22 protein-coding genes are annotated in these 22,939 nt (G+C 62.6%); 11 read left to right on the plus strand and 11 right to left on the minus strand.

What is annotated here, in order from left to right; all coding sequences use genetic code 11:
• Positions 1–125: 125 nt before the first annotated feature.
• From R1W01_RS12345 to R1W01_RS12385, 9 genes are all read left to right on the plus strand, one after another.
• A complete protein-coding gene (locus R1W01_RS12345) occupies positions 126–1,004 on the plus strand; it encodes a lysophospholipid acyltransferase family protein (protein ID WP_243613019.1) in 879 nt (292 codons plus the stop codon).
• 30 nt (positions 1,005–1,034) lie between these two features.
• Entirely contained in the window at positions 1,035–1,847 is an 813-nt protein-coding gene (gene murI / locus R1W01_RS12350; RefSeq protein ID WP_297757018.1) for a glutamate racemase, read from the plus strand.
• 107 nt (positions 1,848–1,954) lie between these two features.
• Positions 1,955–2,983: an N-acetyl-gamma-glutamyl-phosphate reductase gene (argC, locus tag R1W01_RS12355; RefSeq protein WP_297757021.1), complete on the plus strand. Its 1,029-nt coding sequence runs from the start codon at positions 1,955–1,957 to the stop codon at positions 2,981–2,983.
• 16 nt (positions 2,984–2,999) lie between these two features.
• Positions 3,000–3,443 (plus strand): cytochrome c maturation protein CcmE, encoded by a 444-nt coding sequence (gene ccmE, locus R1W01_RS12360; RefSeq protein ID WP_243613016.1) that lies wholly within the window; start codon positions 3,000–3,002, stop codon positions 3,441–3,443.
• A 136-nt stretch (positions 3,444–3,579) separates the two neighbouring features.
• Complete coding sequence (locus tag R1W01_RS12365; RefSeq protein ID WP_297757024.1) at positions 3,580–4,191, plus strand: holin-associated N-acetylmuramidase; 612 nt, start codon at positions 3,580–3,582, stop codon at positions 4,189–4,191.
• The gene (locus tag R1W01_RS12370; RefSeq protein WP_297757027.1) at positions 4,182–4,742 is read left to right on the plus strand and encodes a holin family protein; all 561 of its coding nucleotides are present in this window, start codon (positions 4,182–4,184) and stop codon (positions 4,740–4,742) included. The genes R1W01_RS12365 and R1W01_RS12370 overlap by 10 nt, the downstream gene beginning before the upstream one ends.
• Positions 4,743–4,825: 83 nt before the next feature.
• Positions 4,826–6,802, plus strand: coding sequence for a heme lyase CcmF/NrfE family subunit (locus R1W01_RS12375; protein ID WP_297757030.1), 1,977 nt, complete (start codon positions 4,826–4,828; stop codon positions 6,800–6,802).
• On the plus strand, positions 6,799–7,251 hold the full coding sequence (locus R1W01_RS12380; RefSeq protein WP_297757033.1) for a cytochrome c-type biogenesis protein CcmH: 453 nt from the start codon (positions 6,799–6,801) through the stop codon (positions 7,249–7,251). Before R1W01_RS12375 ends, R1W01_RS12380 begins: the two co-directional genes overlap by 4 nt.
• A 71-nt stretch (positions 7,252–7,322) precedes the next feature.
• The gene (locus R1W01_RS12385; RefSeq protein WP_297757036.1) at positions 7,323–8,102 is read left to right on the plus strand and encodes an enoyl-CoA hydratase-related protein; all 780 of its coding nucleotides are present in this window, start codon (positions 7,323–7,325) and stop codon (positions 8,100–8,102) included.
• Here R1W01_RS12385 and R1W01_RS12390 read toward each other — a convergent pair.
• The 3 genes from R1W01_RS12390 to gltX all read right to left on the minus strand — a co-directional run bounded on the left by R1W01_RS12390 (position 8,099) and on the right by gltX (position 12,132).
• A complete protein-coding gene (locus tag R1W01_RS12390) occupies positions 8,099–9,100 on the minus strand; it encodes a calcium-binding protein (protein WP_297757039.1) in 1,002 nt (333 codons plus the stop codon). The two genes, R1W01_RS12385 and R1W01_RS12390, sit on opposite strands and share 4 nt — an antisense overlap.
• 241 nt (positions 9,101–9,341) lie before the next feature.
• On the minus strand, positions 9,342–10,637 hold the full coding sequence (gene gltA / locus R1W01_RS12395) for a citrate synthase (protein ID WP_243613009.1): 1,296 nt from the start codon (positions 10,635–10,637) through the stop codon (positions 9,342–9,344).
• A gap of 70 nt (positions 10,638–10,707) precedes the next feature.
• A complete protein-coding gene (gltX, locus tag R1W01_RS12400; protein WP_297757042.1) occupies positions 10,708–12,132 on the minus strand; it encodes a glutamate--tRNA ligase in 1,425 nt (474 codons plus the stop codon).
• A 79-nt stretch (positions 12,133–12,211) separates the two neighbouring features.
• On the opposite strand from gltX, the gene R1W01_RS12405 reads away from it, so the two are divergent.
• The gene (locus R1W01_RS12405; protein WP_297757045.1) at positions 12,212–14,257 is read left to right on the plus strand and encodes a ComEC/Rec2 family competence protein; all 2,046 of its coding nucleotides are present in this window, start codon (positions 12,212–12,214) and stop codon (positions 14,255–14,257) included.
• Here R1W01_RS12405 and lexA read toward each other — a convergent pair.
• From lexA to R1W01_RS12440, 7 genes are all read right to left on the minus strand, one after another.
• Complete coding sequence (lexA, locus tag R1W01_RS12410; protein WP_297757050.1) at positions 14,251–14,961, minus strand: transcriptional repressor LexA; 711 nt, start codon at positions 14,959–14,961, stop codon at positions 14,251–14,253. The genes R1W01_RS12405 and lexA overlap by 7 nt on opposite strands.
• A 91-nt stretch (positions 14,962–15,052) precedes the next feature.
• Entirely contained in the window at positions 15,053–16,228 is a 1,176-nt protein-coding gene (gene glp / locus R1W01_RS12415) for a gephyrin-like molybdotransferase Glp (RefSeq protein WP_297757053.1), read from the minus strand.
• The gene (moaC, locus tag R1W01_RS12420) at positions 16,225–16,710 is read right to left on the minus strand and encodes a cyclic pyranopterin monophosphate synthase MoaC (RefSeq protein WP_243613004.1); all 486 of its coding nucleotides are present in this window, start codon (positions 16,708–16,710) and stop codon (positions 16,225–16,227) included. Before moaC ends, glp begins: the two co-directional genes overlap by 4 nt.
• Positions 16,710–17,522, minus strand: a complete 813-nt coding sequence (gene trpC, locus R1W01_RS12425; protein WP_243613003.1) for an indole-3-glycerol phosphate synthase TrpC — start codon at positions 17,520–17,522, stop codon at positions 16,710–16,712. The genes moaC and trpC overlap by 1 nt, the downstream gene beginning before the upstream one ends.
• Entirely contained in the window at positions 17,519–18,175 is a 657-nt protein-coding gene (locus R1W01_RS12430) for a uracil-DNA glycosylase (RefSeq protein WP_297757057.1), read from the minus strand. Before R1W01_RS12430 ends, trpC begins: the two co-directional genes overlap by 4 nt.
• Positions 18,176–18,232: 57 nt before the next feature.
• Positions 18,233–19,255 (minus strand): anthranilate phosphoribosyltransferase, encoded by a 1,023-nt coding sequence (gene trpD / locus R1W01_RS12435; RefSeq protein ID WP_243613001.1) that lies wholly within the window; start codon positions 19,253–19,255, stop codon positions 18,233–18,235.
• Complete coding sequence (locus tag R1W01_RS12440) at positions 19,252–19,845, minus strand: anthranilate synthase component II (RefSeq protein ID WP_297757060.1); 594 nt, start codon at positions 19,843–19,845, stop codon at positions 19,252–19,254. Before R1W01_RS12440 ends, trpD begins: the two co-directional genes overlap by 4 nt.
• Positions 19,846–20,020: 175 nt before the next feature.
• Between R1W01_RS12440 and R1W01_RS12445 the strand changes: the two genes are divergently transcribed.
• Positions 20,021–21,382 (plus strand): divergent polysaccharide deacetylase family protein, encoded by a 1,362-nt coding sequence (locus tag R1W01_RS12445; RefSeq protein ID WP_297757063.1) that lies wholly within the window; start codon positions 20,021–20,023, stop codon positions 21,380–21,382.
• Positions 21,383–21,424: 42 nt separating this feature from the next.
• On the opposite strand, the gene trpE is transcribed toward R1W01_RS12445, so the two are convergent.
• Complete coding sequence (trpE, locus tag R1W01_RS12450) at positions 21,425–22,933, minus strand: anthranilate synthase component I (protein WP_297757066.1); 1,509 nt, start codon at positions 22,931–22,933, stop codon at positions 21,425–21,427.
• Positions 22,934–22,939: the final 6 nt, after the last annotated feature.

Consider the following 22,939-nt stretch of genomic DNA (forward strand, 5'->3'; position numbering starts at 1 on the left):
ACGAAGAGATCCCGGCGGCAGAGTGTTGCCGCCGGGTCATCTGGCTGTCACGGCAGTGTCATAAGGTCTTTCCAGAGGCGCGGAACGGGATTATGTGACGCGTGAGAAGCCGGAAAGACACAGCCATGGCGCACCAGAAAGACGTTGCCAGAGAAATCAGCTATGCCCATTCCGCCGCGACCAAGGGCGGGCGGGCGATGATCCGTGTCCTAGAGAACGCGACCGGGCGGATCGGGCTTATCAAGCGGGCCAAGGGCTATGAGCACGAGGTCGCGCAGGGGCGCGATTTCTGGGAGGTGATGACCGAACGCTACGGGCTCAAGCTCGAGGTGGTGGGCGGCTCGCTCGATAATATCCCGCGCGAGGGTCCGTTGATCCTCATTGCTAACCATCCTTATGGGATTCTCGATGGGTTGATGCTTGGCCATATTCTGTCGGAGACGCGGGGCGATTTCCGCATTCTCGCGCATCAGGTGTTTCGCAAGGCTGAAGATCTCAACCGGATCATCCTGCCGGTCTCGTTTGACGAGACGAAAGAGGCGGTGAAGCTCAACCTGCAAACTCGCAAGACGGCGCTCGACTACCTAGCGCAGGGCGGTGCGATCGGGATTTTTCCGGGCGGCACGGTGTCGACGGCGCAGACGCCTTTTGGCTTGCCGCTCGATCCGGGCTGGCGTGGGTTTACGGCGCGGATGGTGGCGAAATCCAAGGCGACGGTGGTGCCGGTCTTCTTTGATGGCACGACAAGCCGCCTGTTCCAACTTGCCAGCCATTTGCATGTCACGCTTCGGATGGGATTCCTCATTCGGGAGTTCAAAAAACGGGTCGATACGCCGGTGCGCGTGGTGATCGGAGAGCCGATTGACCGCGCCGCGCTTGATGCACGTAGCAAGGATACCAAGGCGCTGATGGACTTCCTCAGGATGCAGACCTATGCTCTGTCTCCAGAACCCATTCCGCTTGAGGGATACGGGTTTGAATTTGAAGAGAAATACAAGGCCTGAGACAGGCCCCGAGGGTAGTGGCGAGAGATCATGGCAGTCGGCATTTTTGATAGTGGCCTTGGTGGGCTGACGGTTCTGGACGCGGTGACCAAGCGGTTGCCGGATGTGCCCTTCGTGTATTTCGGAGACAACGCACATGCGCCTTACGGGGTGCGGGATGCGGATGATGTCTACAACCTCACCACCGCCGCGGTGGAGCGGATGTGGGCGGCGGGCTGTGATCTCGTGATCCTTGCCTGTAACACCGCAAGTGCGGCGGCCCTCAGACGGATGCAGGAAAGCTGGATCCCGACGGATAAGCGGGTCTTGGGGGTTTTCGTGCCTTTGATTGAAGCGCTGACCGAGCGGAGCTGGGGCGATAACTCTCCACCGCGCGAGGTTGCCGTCAAGCACGTGGCGCTTTTCGCGACGCCCGCGACCGTGGCGAGCCGTGCGTTTCAGCGCGAATTGGCCTTCCGCGCCATCGGTGTCGATGTTGAGGCGCAGGCCTGTGGCGGGGTGGTGGATGCCATCGAGGAGGGCGACATGATCCTCGCCGAGGCGCTTGTGAATAGCCATGTCGACGCGCTCAAGCGCAAGATGCCAAACCCGGAAGCAGCAATCCTTGGCTGCACGCACTACCCGCTCATGCATGAGGCGTTTCAAAACGCGCTTGGCGCAGACGTTGCGGTTTATAGTCAGGCAAACCTCGTCGCAGAGTCGCTTGCCGACTACCTTGCGCGGCATCCGAAGATGATCGGCGCGGGGGAGGAGTCGCTTTTCCTGACGACGGGCGATCCGGCGAAAGTCTCGAGCCGCGCGACGCAGTTCCTGCGACGAAAGATCACGTTCGAAAAAGCGTGATCCGCGCGTCTCTCGCATTCCTGAATTAGAATGATTATAACCGTCTCAAAGTTTGGGACGGCGCGCCCCGGAAGGGCGCGAAACCCACAGATGAAAGAGGTCCAGACATGACCCATAAAATCGCCATCCTCGGGGCCAGCGGCTATACCGGAGCCGAGCTTGTCCGCCTTATTGCAACCCATCCCAGCATGGAGATCGTCGCGCTTTCGGCGGATCGTAAGGCCGGGATGGAGATGGCCGAAGTGTTCCCGCATCTACGTCATCTTGAGCTTCCAACGCTTTGTAAAATCGACGAAATCGACTTTGGCGGAGTGGACCTGTGTTTCTGTGCCTTGCCGCATGCGACGAGCCAGAAGGTCATCAAGGCGCTGCCAGAGGCCGTCAAAGTGGTCGATCTCTCGGCGGATTTCCGTCTCCGCGACCCGGAAGAATACGCCAAGTGGTATGGCGGAGAACATGATGCGGTCGAGTTGCAAAAAGAAGCGGTCTATGGCCTGACCGAGTTCTACCGCGATGAGATCAAATCGGCGCGGCTTGTCGCCGGAACCGGCTGTAACGCGGCGACAGGGCAGTTCGTGCTGCGCCCGCTTATTGCCGAGGGTGTGATTGACTTTAATCATATCATTCTCGACCTGAAATGCGCAGTCTCTGGTGCAGGTCGGTCGTTGAAGGAAAACCTGCTGCATGCCGAGTTGAGCGAAGGCTACAACGCCTATGCCGTAGGCGGGAAGCACCGTCACCTTGGCGAGTTCGATCAGGAGTTCAGCGCGGTCGCAGGGCGCGAGGTGCGGATTCAGTTCACGCCGCATCTTCTTCCGGCGAACCGGGGGATTCTTGCGACGGCCTATGTGCACGGGGATGCCGAGACGGTTCACGCGACGCTTGCGCGGGTCTATGAGGCGGAGCCGTTCATCGAGGTCTTGCCGCTTGGCGAGACGCCGAATGTGAAACATGTGCGGGCGTCCAACTTCTGCCATATCGGCGTTGTGGGCGACCGGATTGAGGGCCGCACCATCGTTGTGGCGGTGCTCGACAACCTGACCAAGGGGTCCAGCGGGCAGGCGATTCAGAACGCCAACCTGATGCTTGGGGAAGAGGAGACCGCGGGGCTTATGCTCGCGCCGGTGTTCCCCTGATACGGAGAATGAGAGAATGAAGAACCTCAAGAAGAGACGGCGCATCCAGATCATCGTGCTGGCCTTCGTGGCGCTCGCGGTGTCGACGGGGTTGATCGGGTTTGCCTTCAAGGACGGGATCAACTTCTTCCGCAGCCCCAGCGAGGTGGCCGATGCGCCGCCGCCGCCGAACGAGGTTTTCCGGATTGGCGGGCTTGTCGAGGAAGGTTCTCTCAAGCGCGGGCAAGGCGAGACGATCCATTTCGTGGTGACGGATGGCGGGGCGTCGATCCCGGTCGTGTTCACCGGCGTGTTGCCGGACCTGTTTGACGAAAACCAAGGCATGATCGGCACCGGGCGGTATATCAATGGCGTGTTTGAGGCCGAGGAAATCCTCGCCAAGCATGACGAGACCTATATGCCCAAGGAAGTGGTGGATGCGCTCAAGGAGCAGGGGGTCTATCAGGAACCCGGTTCCTAATCCCGAGCACCAGTGTAACAGGACGGCCCGTGGCAGCTGCTGCGGGCCGTTTGCGTTTGGGCCGTGCGATGGGGTGAGGCGCGGTTAACCCGGGCGCGGCAGGGTCAATCTTGCAGGCAACGCATAGAGGTCGATCATGCAGGATGTGGCAGCGATTGCGCGCGAGATCGTGGCGCGCGAAGGGGGCTATGTGAATGACCCGGACGATCCGGGCGGGGCGACGAAACATGGCGTGACAGTGCACACGATGCGTCGTTTGGGGCTCGATCTCGACGGGGATGGCGATGTGGATGCGCAGGACGTGCGGCGCGTGAGCGAGGCGCAGGCGGTCGAGATTTTCCTTGAACACTACTATCGCCGTCCCGGCATAGAGGGCCTGCCAGAGAGCCTTCGTGCGTCGGTTTTTGACATGTATGTCAACGCGGGCGGGCAGGCGGTGCGTATTCTGCAAAGGCTCCTTTGCGAGATGGGTTGGTCGGTGACGGTTGATGGGGTGATCGGGGGCGAGACGGTGCAGGCCGCGGCGGAGGCCGACAGGGCCGCGCCGGATCATCTTGGTGATGCCTATGCCATCGCGCGACGCAATTACTATTTCGCCTTGGCTGACCGCCGCCCGGCGAGCCGCAAATACGCGCGCCGCCGGGATGGCGGCAAGGGCGGATGGATCACGCGGGCCGAAGCCTTCATGGCGCCGCGGTATCGCCTAAGCGAAGCGGCGTTTCAGGAAAGGGTGGCGGCATGGGGCTAATCGCGCGGATTTTCACAATGATCTTCGGCGACGGGCGCAACGCGGTGCGCGAGACGGTCGAGGTGTTCCGCGAGAACGCCGAAGCCGGCGCGGCGCGGGCCAAGGAGGTGCAGCTTGCGGCGCTGGCGGCGCAGGGGGCGGAGTTTCGCGCCGCACGGCGCGGCGTGTTCGACCGGATCATGGATGGGCTCAATCGCCTGCCGCGCCCGGTCATGGCGCTTGGCTGTATTGGCCTTGTCATCGTTGCGATGATCGACCCGGTTTGGTTCTCGGCGCGCATGGCGGGGCTGGCGCTTGTGCCGGAGCCTCTGTGGTGGCTTCTCGGTGTCATCGTGAGCTTCTATTTCGGTGCGCGGCATCAAGCGAAAGGGCAGGAATTTCAACGCTCTATCGCGGAAACCTTGATGCGTGTGCCGCAAGTCAAGGGCGCGATTGATACGCTGCGGGAGGGCGGCGAGGACAGCGTTGTGGATGTGCAAAACCCGGCGCTCGGGGCGTGGCGGGCAGAGGCGCGCAAAGCCGCGCCGCCTGATGCGGGCGAGCTGCGATAAAGCGCCGCCCCCGCGACAATGTGATCGCATTCACATCGCGAAATGCATTGGCCGCCGGACGCGTGCGACTTATAACGCAGGGCATGATAGTAGAACTCGGCCACTTCGCCCTTATACTCGCCGCCCTCACCGCCGTGGTGCAGGCGGTGGTTCCGCTCATTGGTGCTCATAAACGCTGGCCCGCCTGGATGGCGGTTGCTGAACCGGCGGCGGGCATTCAGTTCCTTCTCACCGCCTTCTCGTTTTGCGCGTTGACCTATGCCTTCGTGGTCTCTGATTTCTCGGTGACGCTGGTGGCGAACAACTCGCATTCGATGAAGCCGATGCTCTATAAGATTTCGGGCGTCTGGGGCAACCACGAGGGGTCGATGCTCCTTTGGGTGTTGATTCTGACGCTGTTCGGGGCGACGCTGGCGTGGTTTGGAAACAACTTGCCGCCAAGCCTGCGGGCGCGGGCGCTTGCGGTGCAGTCGCTTGTGTCGGTGGCCTTCTACGCCTTTATCCTATTTACCTCGAACCCGTTCCTTCGCGAAGGCGTGCCGCCGTTTGATGGCAACGGGCTCAACCCGCTTTTGCAAGACCCCGGTCTCGCCTTCCATCCGCCGTTTCTCTATCTCGGGTATGTGGGCCTTTCGATGGCGTTCAGCTTTGCTGTGGCTGCCTTGATCGAGGGCCGTGTCGATGCGGCATGGGCGCGGTGGGTGCGGCCTTGGACGTTGGCAGCATGGGTGTTCCTCACCATTGGTATCGCGCTTGGGTCTTGGTGGGCCTATTACGAGCTTGGCTGGGGCGGGTTCTGGTTCTGGGATCCGGTCGAGAATGCCTCGTTCATGCCGTGGCTTCTTGCGGCGGCGCTCTTGCATTCGGCCATCGTGGTCGAGAAGCGCGAGGCGTTGAAAAGCTGGACCATTCTGCTTGCTATTCTGGCCTTTGGCTTCTCCCTCATTGGGACGTTCATCGTGCGCTCGGGCGTCATCACCTCCGTGCATGCCTTTGCCAATGACCCGGAACGCGGGGTGTTTATCCTTGCGATTCTTGCGATCTTCATGGGCGGGGCGCTTATGCTTTTCGCCGCGCGGGCAAGCGCCATGGAGGCCAAGGGCGTCTTTAGCATCGTGAGTCGCGAAAGCGTTCTCGTGATGAACAACATTCTTCTCGCGGTGGCCTGTTTCGTTGTGTTTATCGGCACGATCTGGCCGCTGGTGTCGGAGATATTCTTTACCCGCAAGCTCTCGGTTGGGGCGCCGTTCTTCAATATGGCGTTCACGCCGTTCATGGTCTTGCTCGGGGTGCTTCTGCCGGTGGGTGCGATGCTGCCTTGGAAGCGGGCCAATGTGCTGCGCGCGGCACGTCCGCTCCTGCCGGCGCTCTTGCTGGCGTTTGCATTGGCCGGGCTCGCGTGGTCGGTGCAGAGCGAAAAGTCGCTTCTTGGTCCGGTCGGGGTCTTCCTTGGGACGTGGATCGTTGTCGGTGCGATGGTCGATATCTTTAGCCGCACCGGGCGCGGCGCGTTCGGTCAGCGTCTTGGTCGTCTCAAACGCCTGCCGCGCGCGGACTGGGGCAAGGCGGTGGCCCATGCCGGGCTTGGCGTGACGATGGTCGGGATTGCCGGTCTGATGGCGTGGGAGCAGGAAGATATCCGCGTTGTGCAGACGGGCGAGCCATGGACAGTGGGCGCCTATGAGTTCACGCTCAACAGCGTCGAGCGCGTGCAGGGGCCAAACTATATCTCGACCATGGGCGACGTGACCGTGCGCCGCGATGGCGATTTCGTCGCGACGCTACATCCTGAGAAACGCGCCTATCCGGTACAGTCGATGCCGACCACAGAGGCCTCGATCGACTACCGGTTCCTGCGTGATGTCTATGTGGTGATCGGCGATCCGCAGAATGATGGCGGTTGGGCCATGCGGATTTACATTAAGCCGCTGACCAACTGGATCTGGCTAGGGTGTTTGATGATGGCGATTGGCGGTGTCTTCAGCCTCAGCGACCGGCGCTATCGCGTCGCCGCAGGGGCGCGCAAATCGGTGCCGAGTGCGGGAGTGCCTGCAGAATGAAACGTCTTCTGGTCATCCTTGCCCTGATCGCGGCGCCGGTTTGGGCGCTGCAGCCTGACGAAATCCTTGATGATCCGGTGCTCGAGGAACGGGCGCGGGATCTGTCGAAAGACCTGCGTTGTCTTGTCTGCCGCAACGAGAGCATCGACGATTCCAATGCCGAACTGGCGCGTGACCTACGGCTTTTGGTGCGGGAACGGCTTGTCGCCGGGGATACGGATGAGGAGGCGGTGGATTTCATCGTTTCGCGCTATGGCGAGTATGTCCTTCTCAAGCCGCGCGCAGGGGGAACGAACCTTGTGCTCTACCTTGCGGGGCCGGTGATGCTCCTCCTCGCGCTTGGCACGGCGGCGCTTTACCTGCGCCGACGCCAGAGCGCGCCGAAGACGGCGGAAAAAGGGCTTGATGCCGAGGAACAGGCGCGGTTGAAAGAAATTCTCGAGGAATGACGCGCGGTTTCGCTTGGGTGCGAGGGGTGTCCGGGTATGCTCTGGGCAAATCGAACTGACGGGGAAACGCCATGGACTATCAAGCCATCACCTATGAGCTCACGGACGGGATCGCGATCATTGCGCTCAACCGCCCGGATGTGATGAACGCCTTTACCGCACAGATGCGGGCTGAGATCACGCATGCGATGATCGAAGCTGGACGCGAGGCGCGCGTCGTCGTGCTTACCGGGGCAGGGCGGGCCTTTTGTTCTGGGCAAGACCTTGGCGACGGCGTGGGCAATGCCACGAATCTCGATCTCGAGCGGGCGTTGCGCGATGAGTATACGCCGATGCTACGGGCGATCCGGGATTGTCCGGTGCCTGTCATCGCGGCGGTCAACGGTGCGGCAGCGGGGGCAGGGGCCAACCTTGCGCTCGCGGCGGATGTGGTGATCGCGTCGGAGCGGGCTTATTTCATGCAGGCGTTTTCCAAGATTGGTCTGATCCCGGATGCGGGCGGCACTTATGCGCTGCCGCGGCTTGTCGGGCAGGCGCGTGCCATGGGCGCGTCGCTTTTCGCCGAGAAGATCAGTGCGAAACAGGCGGAAAGCTGGGGCATGATCTGGGAAGCGGTCGCGGATGACGCCTTTGAGGAGACGTGGCGCGGCCGGGCCAAGACGCTCGCAGAAGGGCCAACGCAGGCTTACGCGCATATCAAGGCCGCGATTCAGGCTTCGCCGGAGAACGATTTCGAAGAGCAGCTTTCGCTCGAGGCGAAGCTTCAGGGCAAATGCGGCAAGACCCGCGATTTCCAAGAAGGCGTTGTCGCCTTCCTAGAGAAACGGCCAGCGCATTACGAGGGGCGTTAAGCGCTTTCGACAAGGACGATGGCGGCCAGAACGGTCGCCACGTCCTCATCCTCGACGATCAGTGCTTTGACCCCATCCAGCGAAACATGGGTGTCGTCGCCGATCTTTTCGGCAGTGACGGCGGGGGGCGTGGTGCCACCTTTGTAGATCACGGCAATCTGTTCCGCGTCCGACCCGTTGTTGAAATCGACGATAGATGCCGGGGCGCTGCCGTCGGTTTGGTCATTAAAGAGGGTGAAGAGATCTTCGCCGTCGCCGCCCCAGACCTGATCGCCCGCGCCGAACACCAGCCAATCATCTCCGGCTTCGCCATAAAGCGTGTCAGCGCCGCTTGTGTCTTCGCTGACATCGGCGGAGAGACCGGCGAGGGCGGAGGCGTCGGGGGAGATCTGTGCCAGGTCATCGAAGGTCAGCTCGTGGGCGAAAGGATCGGTCCCGAGGAGCACGTCATTACCGTCACCACCAAGAAGGACGTCCTCTCCGCTGCCGCCAGCCAGAGCATCCGCGCCATTGCCACCGATTAGGCTATCATCGCCTGCATTGCCGAGCAGAGAGTCATCGCCGCGTTCGCCAAAAAGCGTATCGGTGCCATCGCCGCCTGCCATCTGGTCATTCTGGGCGCCGCCTTCGAGATGGTCGTCGCCGGTGCCGCCGCTCAGGAGGTCATCGCCATCGCCGCCTCGGAGGCTATCGTCGGCAGAGCCGCCATCGAGCGTATCCATGCCGTCGCCACCAAAGAGGGTATCGAACCCGGCCCATCCACGCAGGTCGTCGTTGCCATCGCCGCCGGTGAGCGTGTCGTCGCCGCCCTTGCCGATCAGGAGGTCATTGCCGGTGCTGCCGGTCAGGTCGTTGTCTTCAGCGTCGCCTTTGGTGACGGTATCGTACTCTTGTTCTTCGACCACGGTTTCAGGCGCGGAGTCATCGTCTTCACCAAGCAATTCGATGAGACCCCAGCCAAGAAAGGCGGTTCCGAGAATGGCGGCAGCGTAGAGCATGAAGGCCCCCTTGGCGCAAAGCGCGTGTTGGCAGATCGGGAAATGAGGCAGAAATGTGTCCCAGCGCGTTAAGATTTGCGCCGAGTCGTGAGAGAAGTCAAATCACAGTCGCGGTTGTTTACGGTTTGCGAACAATCCAAGGAAAGCGTCAGAATTAGAAAGGGTTAGCACCAAAAACCCAACGAAAAACGCGCCCGCGGCAAGGCCGGGGCGCGTCTTTGAATGTGGGTTGAGTCGCGCCTTAGCGGTCTTCGATGTCCGTGTAGCTGCGCTCGGTTTCGCCGAGATAGAGCTGACGCGGGCGGCCGATCTTGTGGGCCGGATCCGAGAACTGTTCTTTCCACTGCGAGATCCAGCCGACGGTGCGCGACAGCGCGAAGATCGGGGTGAACATCGAGGTCGGGAAGCCCATCGCCTCGAGGATGATGCCCGAGTAGAAGTCGACGTTCGGGAAGAGCTTTTTCTCGGCGAAATAGGGATCGGCGAGGGCTGCTTCTTCGAGCGCCTTGGCGGTCGCGAGGATCGGGTTGTTTTCCACGCCGAGCAGTTCGAGCACCTCGTCGGCGGACTGTTTCATCACGGTCGCGCGCGGGTCAAAGTTCTTGTAGACGCGGTGGCCAAAGCCCATCAGGCGGAACGGATCGTCCTTGTCCTTGGCGCGGGCGATGTATTCCGGGATGTTCTCGGGCGAGCCGATTTCCTTGAGCATCTCGAGGCAAGCCTGGTTGGCGCCGCCATGTGCGGGGCCCCAAAGACAGGCGATGCCCGCTGCGATACAGGCAAACGGGTTGGCGCCCGACGAAGATGCAAGACGCACGGTCGAGGTCGAGGCGTTCTGCTCGTGGTCGGCATGGAGCGTGAAGATACGGTCCATCGCGCGGGCGAGGATCGGGTTCACTTCATAGTCTTCGGCCGGTACGGCGAAACACATGCGCAGGAAGTTCGACGCATAGTCGAGGTCATTGCGCGGATACACGAAGGGCTGGCCGATGGTGTATTTATAGGCCATCGCCGCGATGGTCGGCATCTTTGCGACAAGGCGGTGCGATGCGATTTCACGCTGGCGCGGGTCGGAGATGTCGGTCGAGTCGTGGTAGAAAGCCGACATTGCGCCGACGACACCGACCATGATCGCCATCGGGTGCGCGTCACGGCGGAAGCCACGGAAGAAGGTGTGCATCTGCTCGTGCACCATGGTGTGGCGCGTGATCGTGTCTTCGAACTGCTCAAGCTCTGCCGCGGAGGGCAGGTAGCCGTAGAGCAGCAGGAAGCAGACTTCGAGATAGTGCGATTTGCCTGCGAGATCGCTGATCGGATAGCCGCGGTGCAGCAGGACGCCTTCGTTGCCATCAATATAGGTGATGGTGGAGTCGCAGGACGCGGTCGAGGTAAAGCCCGGATCGTAGGTAAAGACACCGGCCTGAGCATAGAGCTTGCGGATGTCGAGCACGTCTGGCCCCGCCGTCGGCGAATGGATCGGCAAATCAAACGACTTGTCTCCAATGGTCAAAGTCGCAGTTCTCTGGCTATCGGTCATACGTGTTCCCTTCCTCTCGTTCCCTCGGCGTGGCGCGTCGGGCGGTTCGTCTCATAACGCAGGCAGGGGATTAGGCCTCCCCGGCCTGCGGATCAAAATCAGCCGCTTCCTCCAGGCGGGCGAGGGATTCGTCGCGGCCCAGAACAAGCATCATATCAAATACACTGGGGGTCACCGCGCGTCCGGCGAGGGCTGCCCGGAGGGGGCCTGCCATCTTGCCAAACTTGATTTCTTTCGCCTCTGCGAAAGCGTTGGTAACAGCCTCCAGACCGTCTCGCGTCCAGCTAGCATTTTGCAACTGCGGCGTCAATTCATTCAGTATACCACGGGATACTGAATCGAGATTCTTCATCGCTTTCTGGTCCGGCTGAAGAGGCCGGTCAGTCAGGATAAAGTAAGCCTTTTCAATGAGGTCGGGGAAGGTCTTGGCGCGATCTTTGAGGCAGTAGAGAGCCCGGTCCATCCCCGCAATTTTTTCGTCCGAGAGCGGTGTCTCGCCCGAGGCCACCAGAAAGGCCTGAAGCTCATGCAGCAGCGCAGCATTTTCTGCGACAGCAAAGTGCTGACCGCAGAGGTTTTCGAGCTTCTTGGTGTCAAAACGGGCCGGGCTCTTGCCGATTCCATCGAGGTCGAACCAGTCGAGTGCCTGAGCATCGGTAAAGAACTCATCATCGCCGTGGCTCCAGCCCAAACGCGCGAGGTAGTTGCGCATGCCTGCCGCGGGATAGCCCATGACTTGGTATTCCTGCGCCCCGAGCGCGCCGTGCCGCTTGGAGAGCTTCTTGCCATCGGGGCCGTGAATGAGCGGGATATGGGCCCAGACCGGCACGTCCCAGCCCATCGCCTCATAGATCATCATCTGACGCGCGGCATTGTTGAGGTGATCGTCGCCCCGGATCACGTGGGTGACGCCCATGTCATGGTCATCGACGACAACAGCCAGCATGTACACAGGCGTGCCATCGGAGCGTAACAAGATCATGTCATCGAGTTGATCATTGCGGATCGTCACGTCGCCTTGCACCTCGTCGCGGATCACCGTGGTGCCATCCTGTGGCGCCTTGATGCGGATGACATAGGGCGCGTCCGGATGTGTCGCGGGATCGGCATCGCGCCAGGGCGAGCGGTAAAGCGTCGACTTGCCCTCGGCGCGGGCAGTCTCGCGGAAGGCGGCGATTTCGTCTTGCGTCGCGAAGCACTTGTAGGCCTTGCCTTGGGCGAGGAGGTCACGGGCCACCTCGGCGTGACGGTCGGCGCCTTCGAATTGCGAGATCACCTCACCATCATGGTCGAGGCCAAGCCAGTCGAGACCCTGAAGGATCGCTGCCGTGGCCTCGGGCGTGGAGCGCTCGCGGTCCGTGTCCTCGATGCGCAAGAGGAACTTGCCGCCGCGCCCCCGGGCATAGAGCCAGTTGAACAGCGCGGTGCGCGCGCCACCGATGTGCAGAAAACCGGTGGGCGAGGGAGCAAAACGGGTGACGACCTGGCGTGTCATGAGGGGGTTAACCTTTCCGTAACCAAGATTGGACTAGCGTTGGCGCCTGTCTAGCGACCTGCCCGAGAGAGGACAAGGCTTGCAACTGTTGGCGCGGATCGGGGCGGCCCTTCAGGGGCAACGCGGCTATCTCTTCCCTTGGGCACCGGTGTGCCTCGCGCTTGGGATCGGGGCCTTTTTCCTAAGCCGAGAAGAGCCATCCATCCTCTTTCTCGGTGTCTGTGGGGCAATGGCTTTTGCCGGGCTTGGGGGCGTCTGGGCCCTGCCGGAAGCTTCGCGGCCGTTGGCGCTCGGGGTGGCGTTCTGTTTGTTGGGCGTCGCCATCGCCGGGGTACGTGCGCACCGGGTTGCCGCGCCGGTGTTGGACTGGCGCTACTACGGACCGGTCGAGGGGCGGATCGTGGGTATTGATCGTTCGGCCTCAGATGCGTTGCGCCTGACATTGGATAGGGTGGTGCTTGCGCGGGTGGTGTCAGAGAAGGTTCCGAAACGGGTCCGGGTGGCCCTGCATGGCGACCAAAGGTTCATCGACCCGAAACCCCATATGACCGTGATCCTGACCGGACATCTTGCGCCGCCGTCCGGCCCGGTGGAGCCGGGGGGCTTTGATTTCAAACGCCACGCGTGGTTTCAGGGGATCGGGGCGATCGGCTATACGCGGGTGCCGGTTCTGGCGCTTGCCCCGGCGCCGGACCGCCAGAGCTTGCTACGGCTGCGGCTTCGTCTGTCCGACGCCATCCGAAACCGCCTTTCCGGGGAGACAGGCACCCTCGCGGCGGCGGTGACGACCGGAGACCGCAGTGGCGTGCCACAATCGACGCTCGAGGCGCTGCGCGCGTCGAACCTTGCGCATCTTCTGGCGATCTCGGGGCTGCATATGGGGCTTTTGGTGGGCTTTGTCTTTGCCAGCCTGCGCTATGGCATGGCGCTGCATGAGTGGAGCGCGCTTTACCTGCCGACCAAGAAGATCGCCGCAATGGTCGCGCTTGCGGCTGCGACGGGTTACCTGCTCTTATCGGGCGGGAACGTGGCGACAGAACGGGCCTATGCCATGGCGGCCGTGGCGCTCTTGGCGGTCATGGTCGACCGGCGCGCGATCAGCCTGCGGGCGGTCGCGGTGGCGGCGATGGTGGTGCTGATGTTGCGGCCCGAGGCGATGCTGGGTCCGGGGTTCCAGATGTCCTTTGCCGCCACAACGGCGCTTGTCGCGGTGTTTGAGATTCTGCGCAAGCGTGGACCGCTCAGGATTCCGCGCCTCTTGCGTCCGGTCTTTGCTGTGGCGGTGTCGTCACTGGTGGCCGGTTTGGCCACCGCGCCGTTCGGGGCGGCGCATTTCAATACGGTGTCGCACTTTGGGCTTGTGGCAAATCTTCTGGCAGTGCCGATCATGGGGACGGTTGTCGTGCCTTCGGCTGTGGTTGCGGCCTGTCTTGCGCCGATTGGGCTTGAGGCGGTGGGGCTTGTGCCGATGGGGCTTGGGCTTGATGCGATCCTTTGGGTGGCGCGGTGGGTTGCCGGGCTTGAGGGGGCGGTTGGTCATGTGCCGCGCCCGCCTGCTGCGGTATTGCCGCTCTTGGCGCTTGGCATGCTTTGGGCGATCCTCTGGCAGGGGCGGGCGCGGTGTCTTGGCGCGGTGCCGGTGCTTATCGCGGGCGTCCTATGGATCGGAACAGAGCGACCTCTGGCGCTCATCGCGGATACAGGTGGCCTTGTGGGGGTGATGCAGGAGACGGGCGCGCGCGCGCTGAGCAAGCCGCGCGGCGCCGGATTTGTGGCGCGCAACTGGCTCGAGAATGATGGCGACGGGGCGGATCAGGCGGATGCGGCGGCGCGATGGGGGGCTGGCGAGGGCAGGGTGCGCAAGGTGGAGCTTGGCGGTCTCGCGCTCTGGCATGTGTTTGGGAAACGCGAGGTCGCGGCGCTGGCAGACTGTCCGGAGACCGCGCTTGTGGTGCTCAGCCACGACACAGACACCGACTTGCCCTGTGATGTGTGGACCCCGGCGCGGCTCCGCAAATCGGGCGCGGTTGCGCTATATGCGCGCAAGGATGGCCTGCAAATGAAAACCGCCCGCGACATCAGCGGGCGGCGCATGTGGAATACGAGGGCGCTTCGGCCTCAGTAGGTGCGGATCAGCCCGACAAGCGTGCCCTGCACTTTGACTTTGTCGGAGGGGTAGACGCGGGTCTCGTAAGATGGGTTCGCCGCCTCGAGCGCAATGGAATTGCCGTTCTGATGGAAGCGTTTCAGGGTCGCTTCCTGATCCTCGACGAGGGCGACGACGATTTCGCCATTCTCGGCGGTTTCGCTTTCGCGGATGATGACGACGTCACCATCGTTGATCCCGGCCTCGATCATCGAGTCGCCCTTGACCTCGAGCGCGTAATGCGAGCCCCCCGAGCGCAGCATTTGCCCCGGCACGGCGACGTGATGGTCCACATGACTGATGGCCTCAATCGGGACGCCGGCGGCGATCTTGCCCATCACCGGCAGTTCGCGGGCATGCAGCACGACCTCTTCGGGCAGGATATTGGCGGGCTGCGAGGGCGAGGGGTGCGGGCCTTCGATGACGCGAGGCTTAAATCCGCCCTGCACTTCGGAGGCACCGCCAAGGGATTCAGGCAGTTTGACAATCTCGATTGCGCGGGCGCGATGCGCAAGGCGTCGAATAAAGCCACGCTCCTCAAGCGCCGTGATGAGGCGGTGAATACCGGACTTCGACCGCAGGTCGAGCGCATCTTTCATCTCGTCAAAGCTTGGCGGGACGCCATCGCGTTGCAAGCGCTTGTGGATGAATTCGAGCAGGTCGAGTTGCTTTTTGGTCAGCATGGGGCATCTCCGCGTCGGATATTTCCTTTTGTTCTACCCATGTTCCCGTTTTGTGTCAACTGGGGCGCGAACAGAGCGGAAACAAACGCGATCAGAGCGAGATGTACCGGACCGTCTCACCCGCCTCGCGAGCCGGATCGTTCGGCGGGCGGATCAAGAGGCCATTGGCGGCGGCGAGCACCGAAAGCAGCGCGCTGTCTTGGCGATTGAAAGCGGTGATCTGGCCGTTCTCGATCCGGGCGCGCATGTAGTGCTCTCGCGGGCCATTGGCCGCGACGGGCGCGGCGAGGGCGGCTGTGGCCTCGGTCGCCGGGGCAGGGGGCAAGCCTTGTAGCGCGCGGATCACCGGAGTGACGAAGACATGACCGCAGACCATGGCCGAGACCGGGTTGCCGGGCAGGCCAATCATCATCGCGCCTGTTGCCAAACGGCCCGCCATGAGTGGCTTACCGGGGCGCATGGCGATCTTGTAGAAACTGCGCTCCATGCCGAGATCGGCAGCGACATTGCCCACGAGATCATGATCCCCGACCGATGCCCCGCCGATGGTCAGCACGAGATCGGCATCCTCGATGAGCGAAAATGCGGTCCTGAGAGAGTCATGGTTATCGCGGGCAATCGGCAGCAGGCGCGGTTCCGCACCCAGATCGGAGAGAAGCGCGGCAAGGCCAAAGGAGTTGGAGACGATGATCTGATCGGGGCCGGGCGTTTCGCCGGGCATGACCAGCTCGTCGCCCGTCGACATGATGGCGACGCGGGGGCGGCGGATGACCGGCAGCTCGGCGAGGTTCATCGCGGCCAGAAGGGCGATATCGGCGGGTGTCAGGCGCTTGGGCGCGTGAAAGGGCGTGCCTTCGGCAAAGTCCGCGCCGGCCGGGCGGATATGGGGGCCTTTGTCGAGCGTATCGCCAAGCGTGATCATATCCCCGTCGCGGACCACATCTTCCTGAATGATAACGCGGCTGGCGCCTGCCGGTATCGGAGCGCCGGTGAAGATGCGCACTGCATTGCCGCGTGCGACGGTGCCTTCGAAACGGTGCCCGGCTGCCGCTTCTCCGATCACGCGCAATTGGATCTCTGGACAAGCATCTTCTTCGCAAATCGCATAGCCATCCATGGCGGAGGCGGAAAATGGCGGTTGCGTGAGGCGCGCGGCAAGCGGCGCGGCGAGCACGCGGCCATGACCTTGGGCAAGGGGCACGGTTTCCGTCTCAAGCGGTCGCGCCAACGCGAAAAGCTTGTCGAGCGCCTCGGCAACCGAGATCATTGCGCTTCGTAGCGGCCAGATTTGCCGCCGTCCTTGAGGATCACTCGGATGCCGCCTATTTCCATGTCCTTGTCCACGGCTTTGGACATGTCATAGACCGTCAGCGCCGCGATATTGACCGCTGTGAGCGCTTCCATTTCGACCCCGGTCTGGCCCGTGGTCTTGACCGTCGCCTCAATCCGCACGCCGGGAAGGTCGGCGTCTGGCACGAGGTCCACGGCAACCTTGGTGATCGGTAGGGGATGGCAAAGCGGGATCAGGTTAGAACATTGCTTGGCGCCCATGATCCCGGCAAGACGGGCCACGGCGAGCACATCGCCCTTCTTGGCACGGCCCTCGGCGATGATGTCATGGGTGTCGCGCGCCATCTTGACCCAGCCCTCGGCGGTGGCGATGCGCGAGGTGACCGCCTTGTCGGAGACATCGACCATATGGGCGTCGCCCTTCTGGTCAAAATGCGTAAGGCCCTTGGCGTCGCTCATCACATGCCTCCCGGGCGCAGCGGGTTGGCAAGAAGCGTGCGCGTGGCAAGCTCAACGTCATCCTGTCGCATCAGGCTTTCGCCGATGAGGAAACAGCGTGCACCATAGCGGGCCATTTCGGAAAGGTCTTGCGGTGTGTTGAGGCCACTTTCCGAGACCATGAGGCGATCCACGGGAACGAGTTTCGAGAGCTGCCGGGTGGTGTCGAGCGTGGTCTCGAAAGTCTTGAGGTTTCGGTTGTTGATGCCGATCAGGGGCGATTTCAGATGCGCGGCACGTTCGAGTTCTTCGGCGTCATGCACTTCGATCAGAACATCCATGTCCCAGCCGAAGGCCGCATCCTCAAGCTCCTGCGCCTGTGCGTCGGAGACAGAAGCCATGATGATGAGGATGCAGTCGGCCCCAAGCGCGCGGGCCTCGGCAACCTGATAGGTGTCATACATGAAGTCTTTGCGCAGGGCCGGAAGGGACGTCGCGGCGCGGGCTTCGGTCAGGAAGCTTTTGTCTCCCTGAAACGAAGGCGTGTCCGTCAGGATCGAGAGACAGGTCGCGCCGCCCGCCTCATAGGCCTGAGCGAGGGCGGGCGGGTTGAAATCCTCGCGGATCAGCCCCTTGGAGGGCGAGGCCTTTTTCACCTCGGCAATCAGGCCATAGCCCTCTCGGCTTGCCATGCGGAGCGCTTCGGCAAAGCCGCGGGTCGGATCGGCGGCCTTGGCTTCGGCTTCGACCTCGGCCAAAGGCTTGGCGGCCTTGTCGGCGGCGATCTCTTCGAGCTTGTAGGCCTTGATCTTGTCGAGCACGGTAGCGGTCATGGGCGGGTCCAGTTGATTGCGGGCTGGCCTTGGGCGGCAAGCCATGAATTGATCCGTGAAAACGGGCGAGAGCCGAAGAAACCGCGCCGGGCCGAAAGCGGCGAGGGATGCGCGGATTCGATCAGCAGATGTTGGCCCCCATTCTTAGGCGCTGAAATATGGCGCGCAAGTGTCTGTGCCTGTTTGCCCCAGAGGACAAAGGCGGTGGGGCGGGACGAGATTTCGGTGAGCACTTCTTCGACAAGGCGGTTCCAGCCGAGTTTCGCGTGGCCTCCAGCCTCTCCGGCAGGGACGGTCAGGGCGGTATTGAGCAAGAGCACGCCTTGAGACGCCCAGAAGCGCAGGTCGCCGTTCTCGGGCGCGTCGCCAAGGTCTTCGCGCATTTCCTTGTAGATATTGCCAAGTGAGCGCGGCAGAGGGCGCACATCCGGCTCGACCGAAAAGGCAAGGCCATGCGCGTGGCCGGGAGTCGGGTAAGGGTCTTGGCCGAGGATCACCACACGCGTGTCGGTGGGCGCACAGGCGTCGAGCGCGGCAAAGCGTTGCGCCTCGGGAGGCAGAATGACCCGTGTCTCGGCGATCAGTGCCGCTTTGAGGGCGGGGTAGTCGTTTGCAAAGAAGGGCAGATGCGCCCAAGCCGCGGGGATCGGCATCCTGTTGCTCTCCTCTTGGCGCGGGCAAGCGGTATTGAAACCGCTGCCGCCCTTGGTTCAGCTTGCCGCGGAGGTCACCTTGGCGAGCCCTTGGATCGCGGCGAGCGCCTTCCCACTGTCGATGCTTTCGCGTGCCTTTTCAACGCCCTCGCGCAGATCGTTCACGGCATCGGCGACAACGAGCGCAGCGGCGGAGTTCAACAGGACCGCATCGCGATAGGCGCTTGGGGCGCCGTCGAGGAGGGCGCGGAACGCTTTGCCGTTCTCCTCCGGCGTGCCGCCAAGGATGTCCTCGAAAGGATGCACCGGGAGGCCCGCGTCTTCGGGGTGAATCTCTACATCCTTCACCGAGCCGTCGGTTTCGAGCGCAGAGACCCAGCTGACGCCGGAAATTGCCAGTTCGTCGGTGCCGTCGCTGCCATGGACGAGCCAAGCGTGTTCGCTCCCGAGCTTGCCGAGGGTTTCGGCCATCGGGCGAATGAGATCGCGCGAGAAGGCACCGGTGAGTTGGCGTTTCACCCCCGCCGGGTTGGTCAGCGGGCCGAGAATGTTGAAGATCGTGCGCGTGCCGAGCTCTTGTCGGGTCGGCATCACATGGGCAATCGCCGGGTGATGCATCGGCGCCATCATGAAGGCGATACCGCAGGTTTCGAGCGCCTTTTCAACGACTTCCGGGCCAACCATGACGTTGACACCCATCTGTGTCAGGGCATCTGCCGCGCCGGATTTGGACGACAGGTTGCGGTTGCCGTGCTTGGCGACAGGGACGCCTGCGCCCGCGACGACGAAGGCGGTCGCGGTCGAGATGTTGAGCGTGCCCTTGCCATCACCGCCCGTGCCAACAATGTCGATCGCGCCTGCGGGGGCTTTGACCGGTTTGCATTTGGCGCGCATGACAGCGGCGGCAGCGGCATATTCGTCTACCGTTTCACCCCGCGTGCGCAGCGCCATCAGCAGGCCACCGATCTGCGACGGTGTCGCTTCGCCATCGAACAGGATTTCGAAGGCGGTTTCAGCCTCGTCACGGGACAGGGGACGATCGGCGGCGGCGCCAATCAACGGTTTGATGGCATCGCTCATGCGGGTTCCCCTTCTTTGGCCGGCATCATGTCGAGGAAATTCTTCAGCATCGCATGGCCGTGTTCGGATGCGATGGATTCGGGGTGAAACTGAACACCCTGGATTGGCAACGTACGGTGCTGCAGGCCCATGATGGTGCCATCTTCGAGCTCGGCCGTGACTTCGAGGCACTCAGGTAGGCTCTCGCGTTCGACGACGAGGGAATGGTAACGCGTCGCGGCAAAGGGCGAGGGCAGGCCCTTGAAAAGGCCTTTGCCGCTATGATGCATGGTGCCCATCTTGCCGTGGACGATCTCATGACAGCGGATGACCTTGCCACCAAAGGCCTGTCCGATGGTTTGATGTCCGAGGCAGACGCCGAGCAGCGGCAGCTTGGTCTCTGCGGCGGCCTGTGTCAGGGCGAGGCAGATGCCTGCTTGGTCGGGGTCGCAGGGACCAGGGGACAGCAGAATACCGGACGGGCGCAGTGCCATCGCATCCTGCACCGTCAGGGCGTCGTTGCGGTAGACGCTCACATCTGCGCCAAGCTCGCCAAGATAGTGCACGAGGTTGTAGGTAAAGCTGTCGTAATTGTCGATCAGGAGCAGCATTTTGAAGTTCTTCGCTCAAAGTTCTTGAAACGGGGTGGAGACCCCGGCCATGGTCGCGGTATACATGCTCAGGCTTGACGCTGGGGGTCAAGGGGGCCACGGGGCGCGAAGACCCCTTTTCGGTTCCCGGAATGGACCAAGAGACCAGTTTGGCGGCGAATGGAGGGCAGGGCAGATGTTTCGAGGGTTTCTAGGCGGTGTGATCTGGGGCGGCGTGTTCGTCAGCCTTGTCGTGGCTGTGGCATCGCTTCTGGCACCATTGCCGGCGACCGTTGCGCCGCAGACCAGCGCCGTGGAGACGACCACTGGCTCTGACAAGGAAGACACGGGCGGCATCGAAAGCCCGTCGCAGGCCGATGAGAGCCTTGGCGGCGATGCGGGCGGCACGGTCGAAGCCGAGGCGTCAGAGGATGATGACTCGCCGCTTGCCGATACGGCCTCGGCGCCGAAACCGGACCCGGCCGTTCCGCAGGATAGCCTGACCGCCCCCGACCTTGAGACCTCGGAAAGCGGTCTTGGAGGAGAGGGCGATGCGGAGAATCCCGTGATCCCGGCCCCGCAGGCCCGTGCACCGGAAGCGCCCGAGGCCGAAGTGGCTGCACTGCCTGAAGCCGAGGCCGAGGCGTCGATCACGACCAATCCAGATCAACCCGCCGCCCCGACTGTGCCTGCTGTTGGTAGTGCGTTTGAGACACCCGAAGGGGATGCGGACCTGACACCGGGGGCCGAGGCGGATGAAGTTGGCAATGACACGCCCGCGCCGCTTATGCAGCCGGCAGGAACGCTCGAAGAGAGCTTTCCGCAGCACAAGTCCTCGCGGCTCCCCACTGTGGGCGACGAGGGCGCCGATGAGGCCGCACCGCGTCCCTTCGACGTCAATGCAGTGGCGTTCGAGGCGGAAGGCGGCAAGCCTCTGATGTCGATCGTCCTTGTGGATGATGGCAGCGCGCCGGTTGATGTCACGGCCTTCACGGACTTTCCCTATCCGCTGAGTTTCGCGATCAATACGCTGGCGCCTGATGCCGCGGCGCGCGAGGCGGCCTATCGCGAGATGGGGTTCGAGACGCTTGCCATGGTGGATATTCCCGCCGCAGCTGCTCCGGCGGATGTGGAGATCGCGATGGAAGCGCATCTCAAGGCGATGCCGGGGGCCGTGGCCGTGATGGAAGGCGGCGAGGACGGGCTTCAGGGCGCGCGGGCATTGTCCGATCAGGTGGCACAGGTGCTACTTGCGTCGGGGCATGGGCTCGTGATGTTCCCCAACGGTCTCAACACGGCGCAAAAGCTTGCCAGCCGCGAAGGTGTTCCGGCGGCGACCGTGTTCCGCGACTTCGACGGCAAGGGCCAGAATGCGACTGTGATCCGCCGCTTCCTCGATCAAGCCGCGTTCAAGGCCGATCAGGAAGGTGGCGTCATCATGGTGGGCCGGGTGCGCGAAGAGACGCTTTCGGCGCTGTTGGTCTGGGGCATTCAAGACAGGGCGCGCACCGTTGCGCTTGCGCCGGTGTCGGCGGTCTTGCGCGCCAAAGAGAACTAAGGTCGGAAGGTGGGTTGAAGACCCACCCTACGCGTGTGGTTGTTAGTTCCCGTCACCGGTAAAGCGCGAGGCGTCCGCAGCGGCGCGGCGGATGGCGTTCGATTTATGGACGGTTTCCATATACTCGGCCTCCGGGTCGCTGTCGTAGACGACGCCGCCCCCGGCTTGGATATAGAGCTTTTCATCCTGCACGATCGCCGTGCGCAGGGCGATACACATGTCCATGTCGCCGCCTGCCGAGAAATAGCCGACGCCGCCGCCATAGACACCGCGTTTCTCTGGTTCCAGCTCGTCGATGATCTCCATCGCGCGGACCTTGGGCGCGCCCGAGACAGTGCCAGCGGGCATACCGGCGAAAAAGGCCGAGAGCGCATCATGGTCCTCGGACAATTCGCCCACCACGTTTGAGACGATGTGCATCACGTGGCTGTAGCGTTCGATGATGAATTTTTCGGTCGGGCGCACGCTGCCGATTTTGGCCACGCGACCCACGTCATTGCGCCCGAGGTCTAAGAGCATGAGATGTTCGGCGAGTTCCTTCTTGTCCGCCAGAAGATCCTCTTCGAGCGCCTTGTCCTCTTCCGGCGATGCGCCGCGCGGGCGGGTGCCAGCGATGGGGCGGATCGTGACTTCGTTGCCGAAGACCCGGACGAGGATTTCGGGGCTGGCACCGATGATTTGAAAGCCGCCGAAGTTGAAATAAAACATGAAGGGCGAGGGGTTGGTACGCCGCAAGGACCGGTAGAGCGCGAAAGGCGGCTCGCGGAATTCCTGTGTCCAGCGTTGTGCGGGCACGACCTGAAAGATGTCGCCGGCGCGGATATAGTCCTTGGCCTTCTCAACCGCCGCCATATAGGCGTCCTTGGTAAAGTTGGACTGGGGCGGGGCGATTTCGTGGGCTTTGCCAAGATCGCGTGCGGCCTGCGGCATGGCGCGTTCAAGGTCGCGCACCGCGTCCATCACGCGCTCGGCGGCCTGCGCATAGGCGGCGCGCGCGGACATGCCATCGGTGACCCAGGCCGGGCTTACCACCGTGACCTCTCCCTTGACCCCATCAAGCACGGCAACCACCGAGGGGCGCAGCATACAGGCATCGGGCAGACCGAGCGGGTCGGGGTTCACATCCGGCAGGTGTTCGACGAGGCGGATCATGTCATACCCGAGATAGCCAAAGAGACCAGCCGCCGCTTGGGGCAAGTCTTCGGGCAGGTCGATGCGGCTCTCGGTGATGAGGGCGCGCAGGGCGGCGAGGGGGTCTTCTTTCTGGTCCACGAACCCTTCGGGGTCAAACCGTGCATTGCGGTTGATCCGGGCCGTCTCTCCGTGACATTGCCAGATCAGATCCGGCTTCATGCCGATGATCGAATACCGACCACGCACCTCACCGCCAGTCACCGATTCAAGGACAAACGCGTCTTTTTGTGCGCCCGTCAGCTTGAGCATGAGCGACACTGGGGTGTCGAGATCGGCGGCCAGCCGGGCATAGACGACCTGATTGTGACCGGCCTCATAAGCGGCGGCGAAGGTCTCGTAGGAGGGGGTCAGTTCCACGGCAGG

This window comes from Shimia sp. FJ5, from assembly GCF_032918335.1.
Taxonomy (GTDB): Bacteria; Pseudomonadota; Alphaproteobacteria; order Rhodobacterales; family Rhodobacteraceae; genus Shimia; species Shimia aestuarii_A.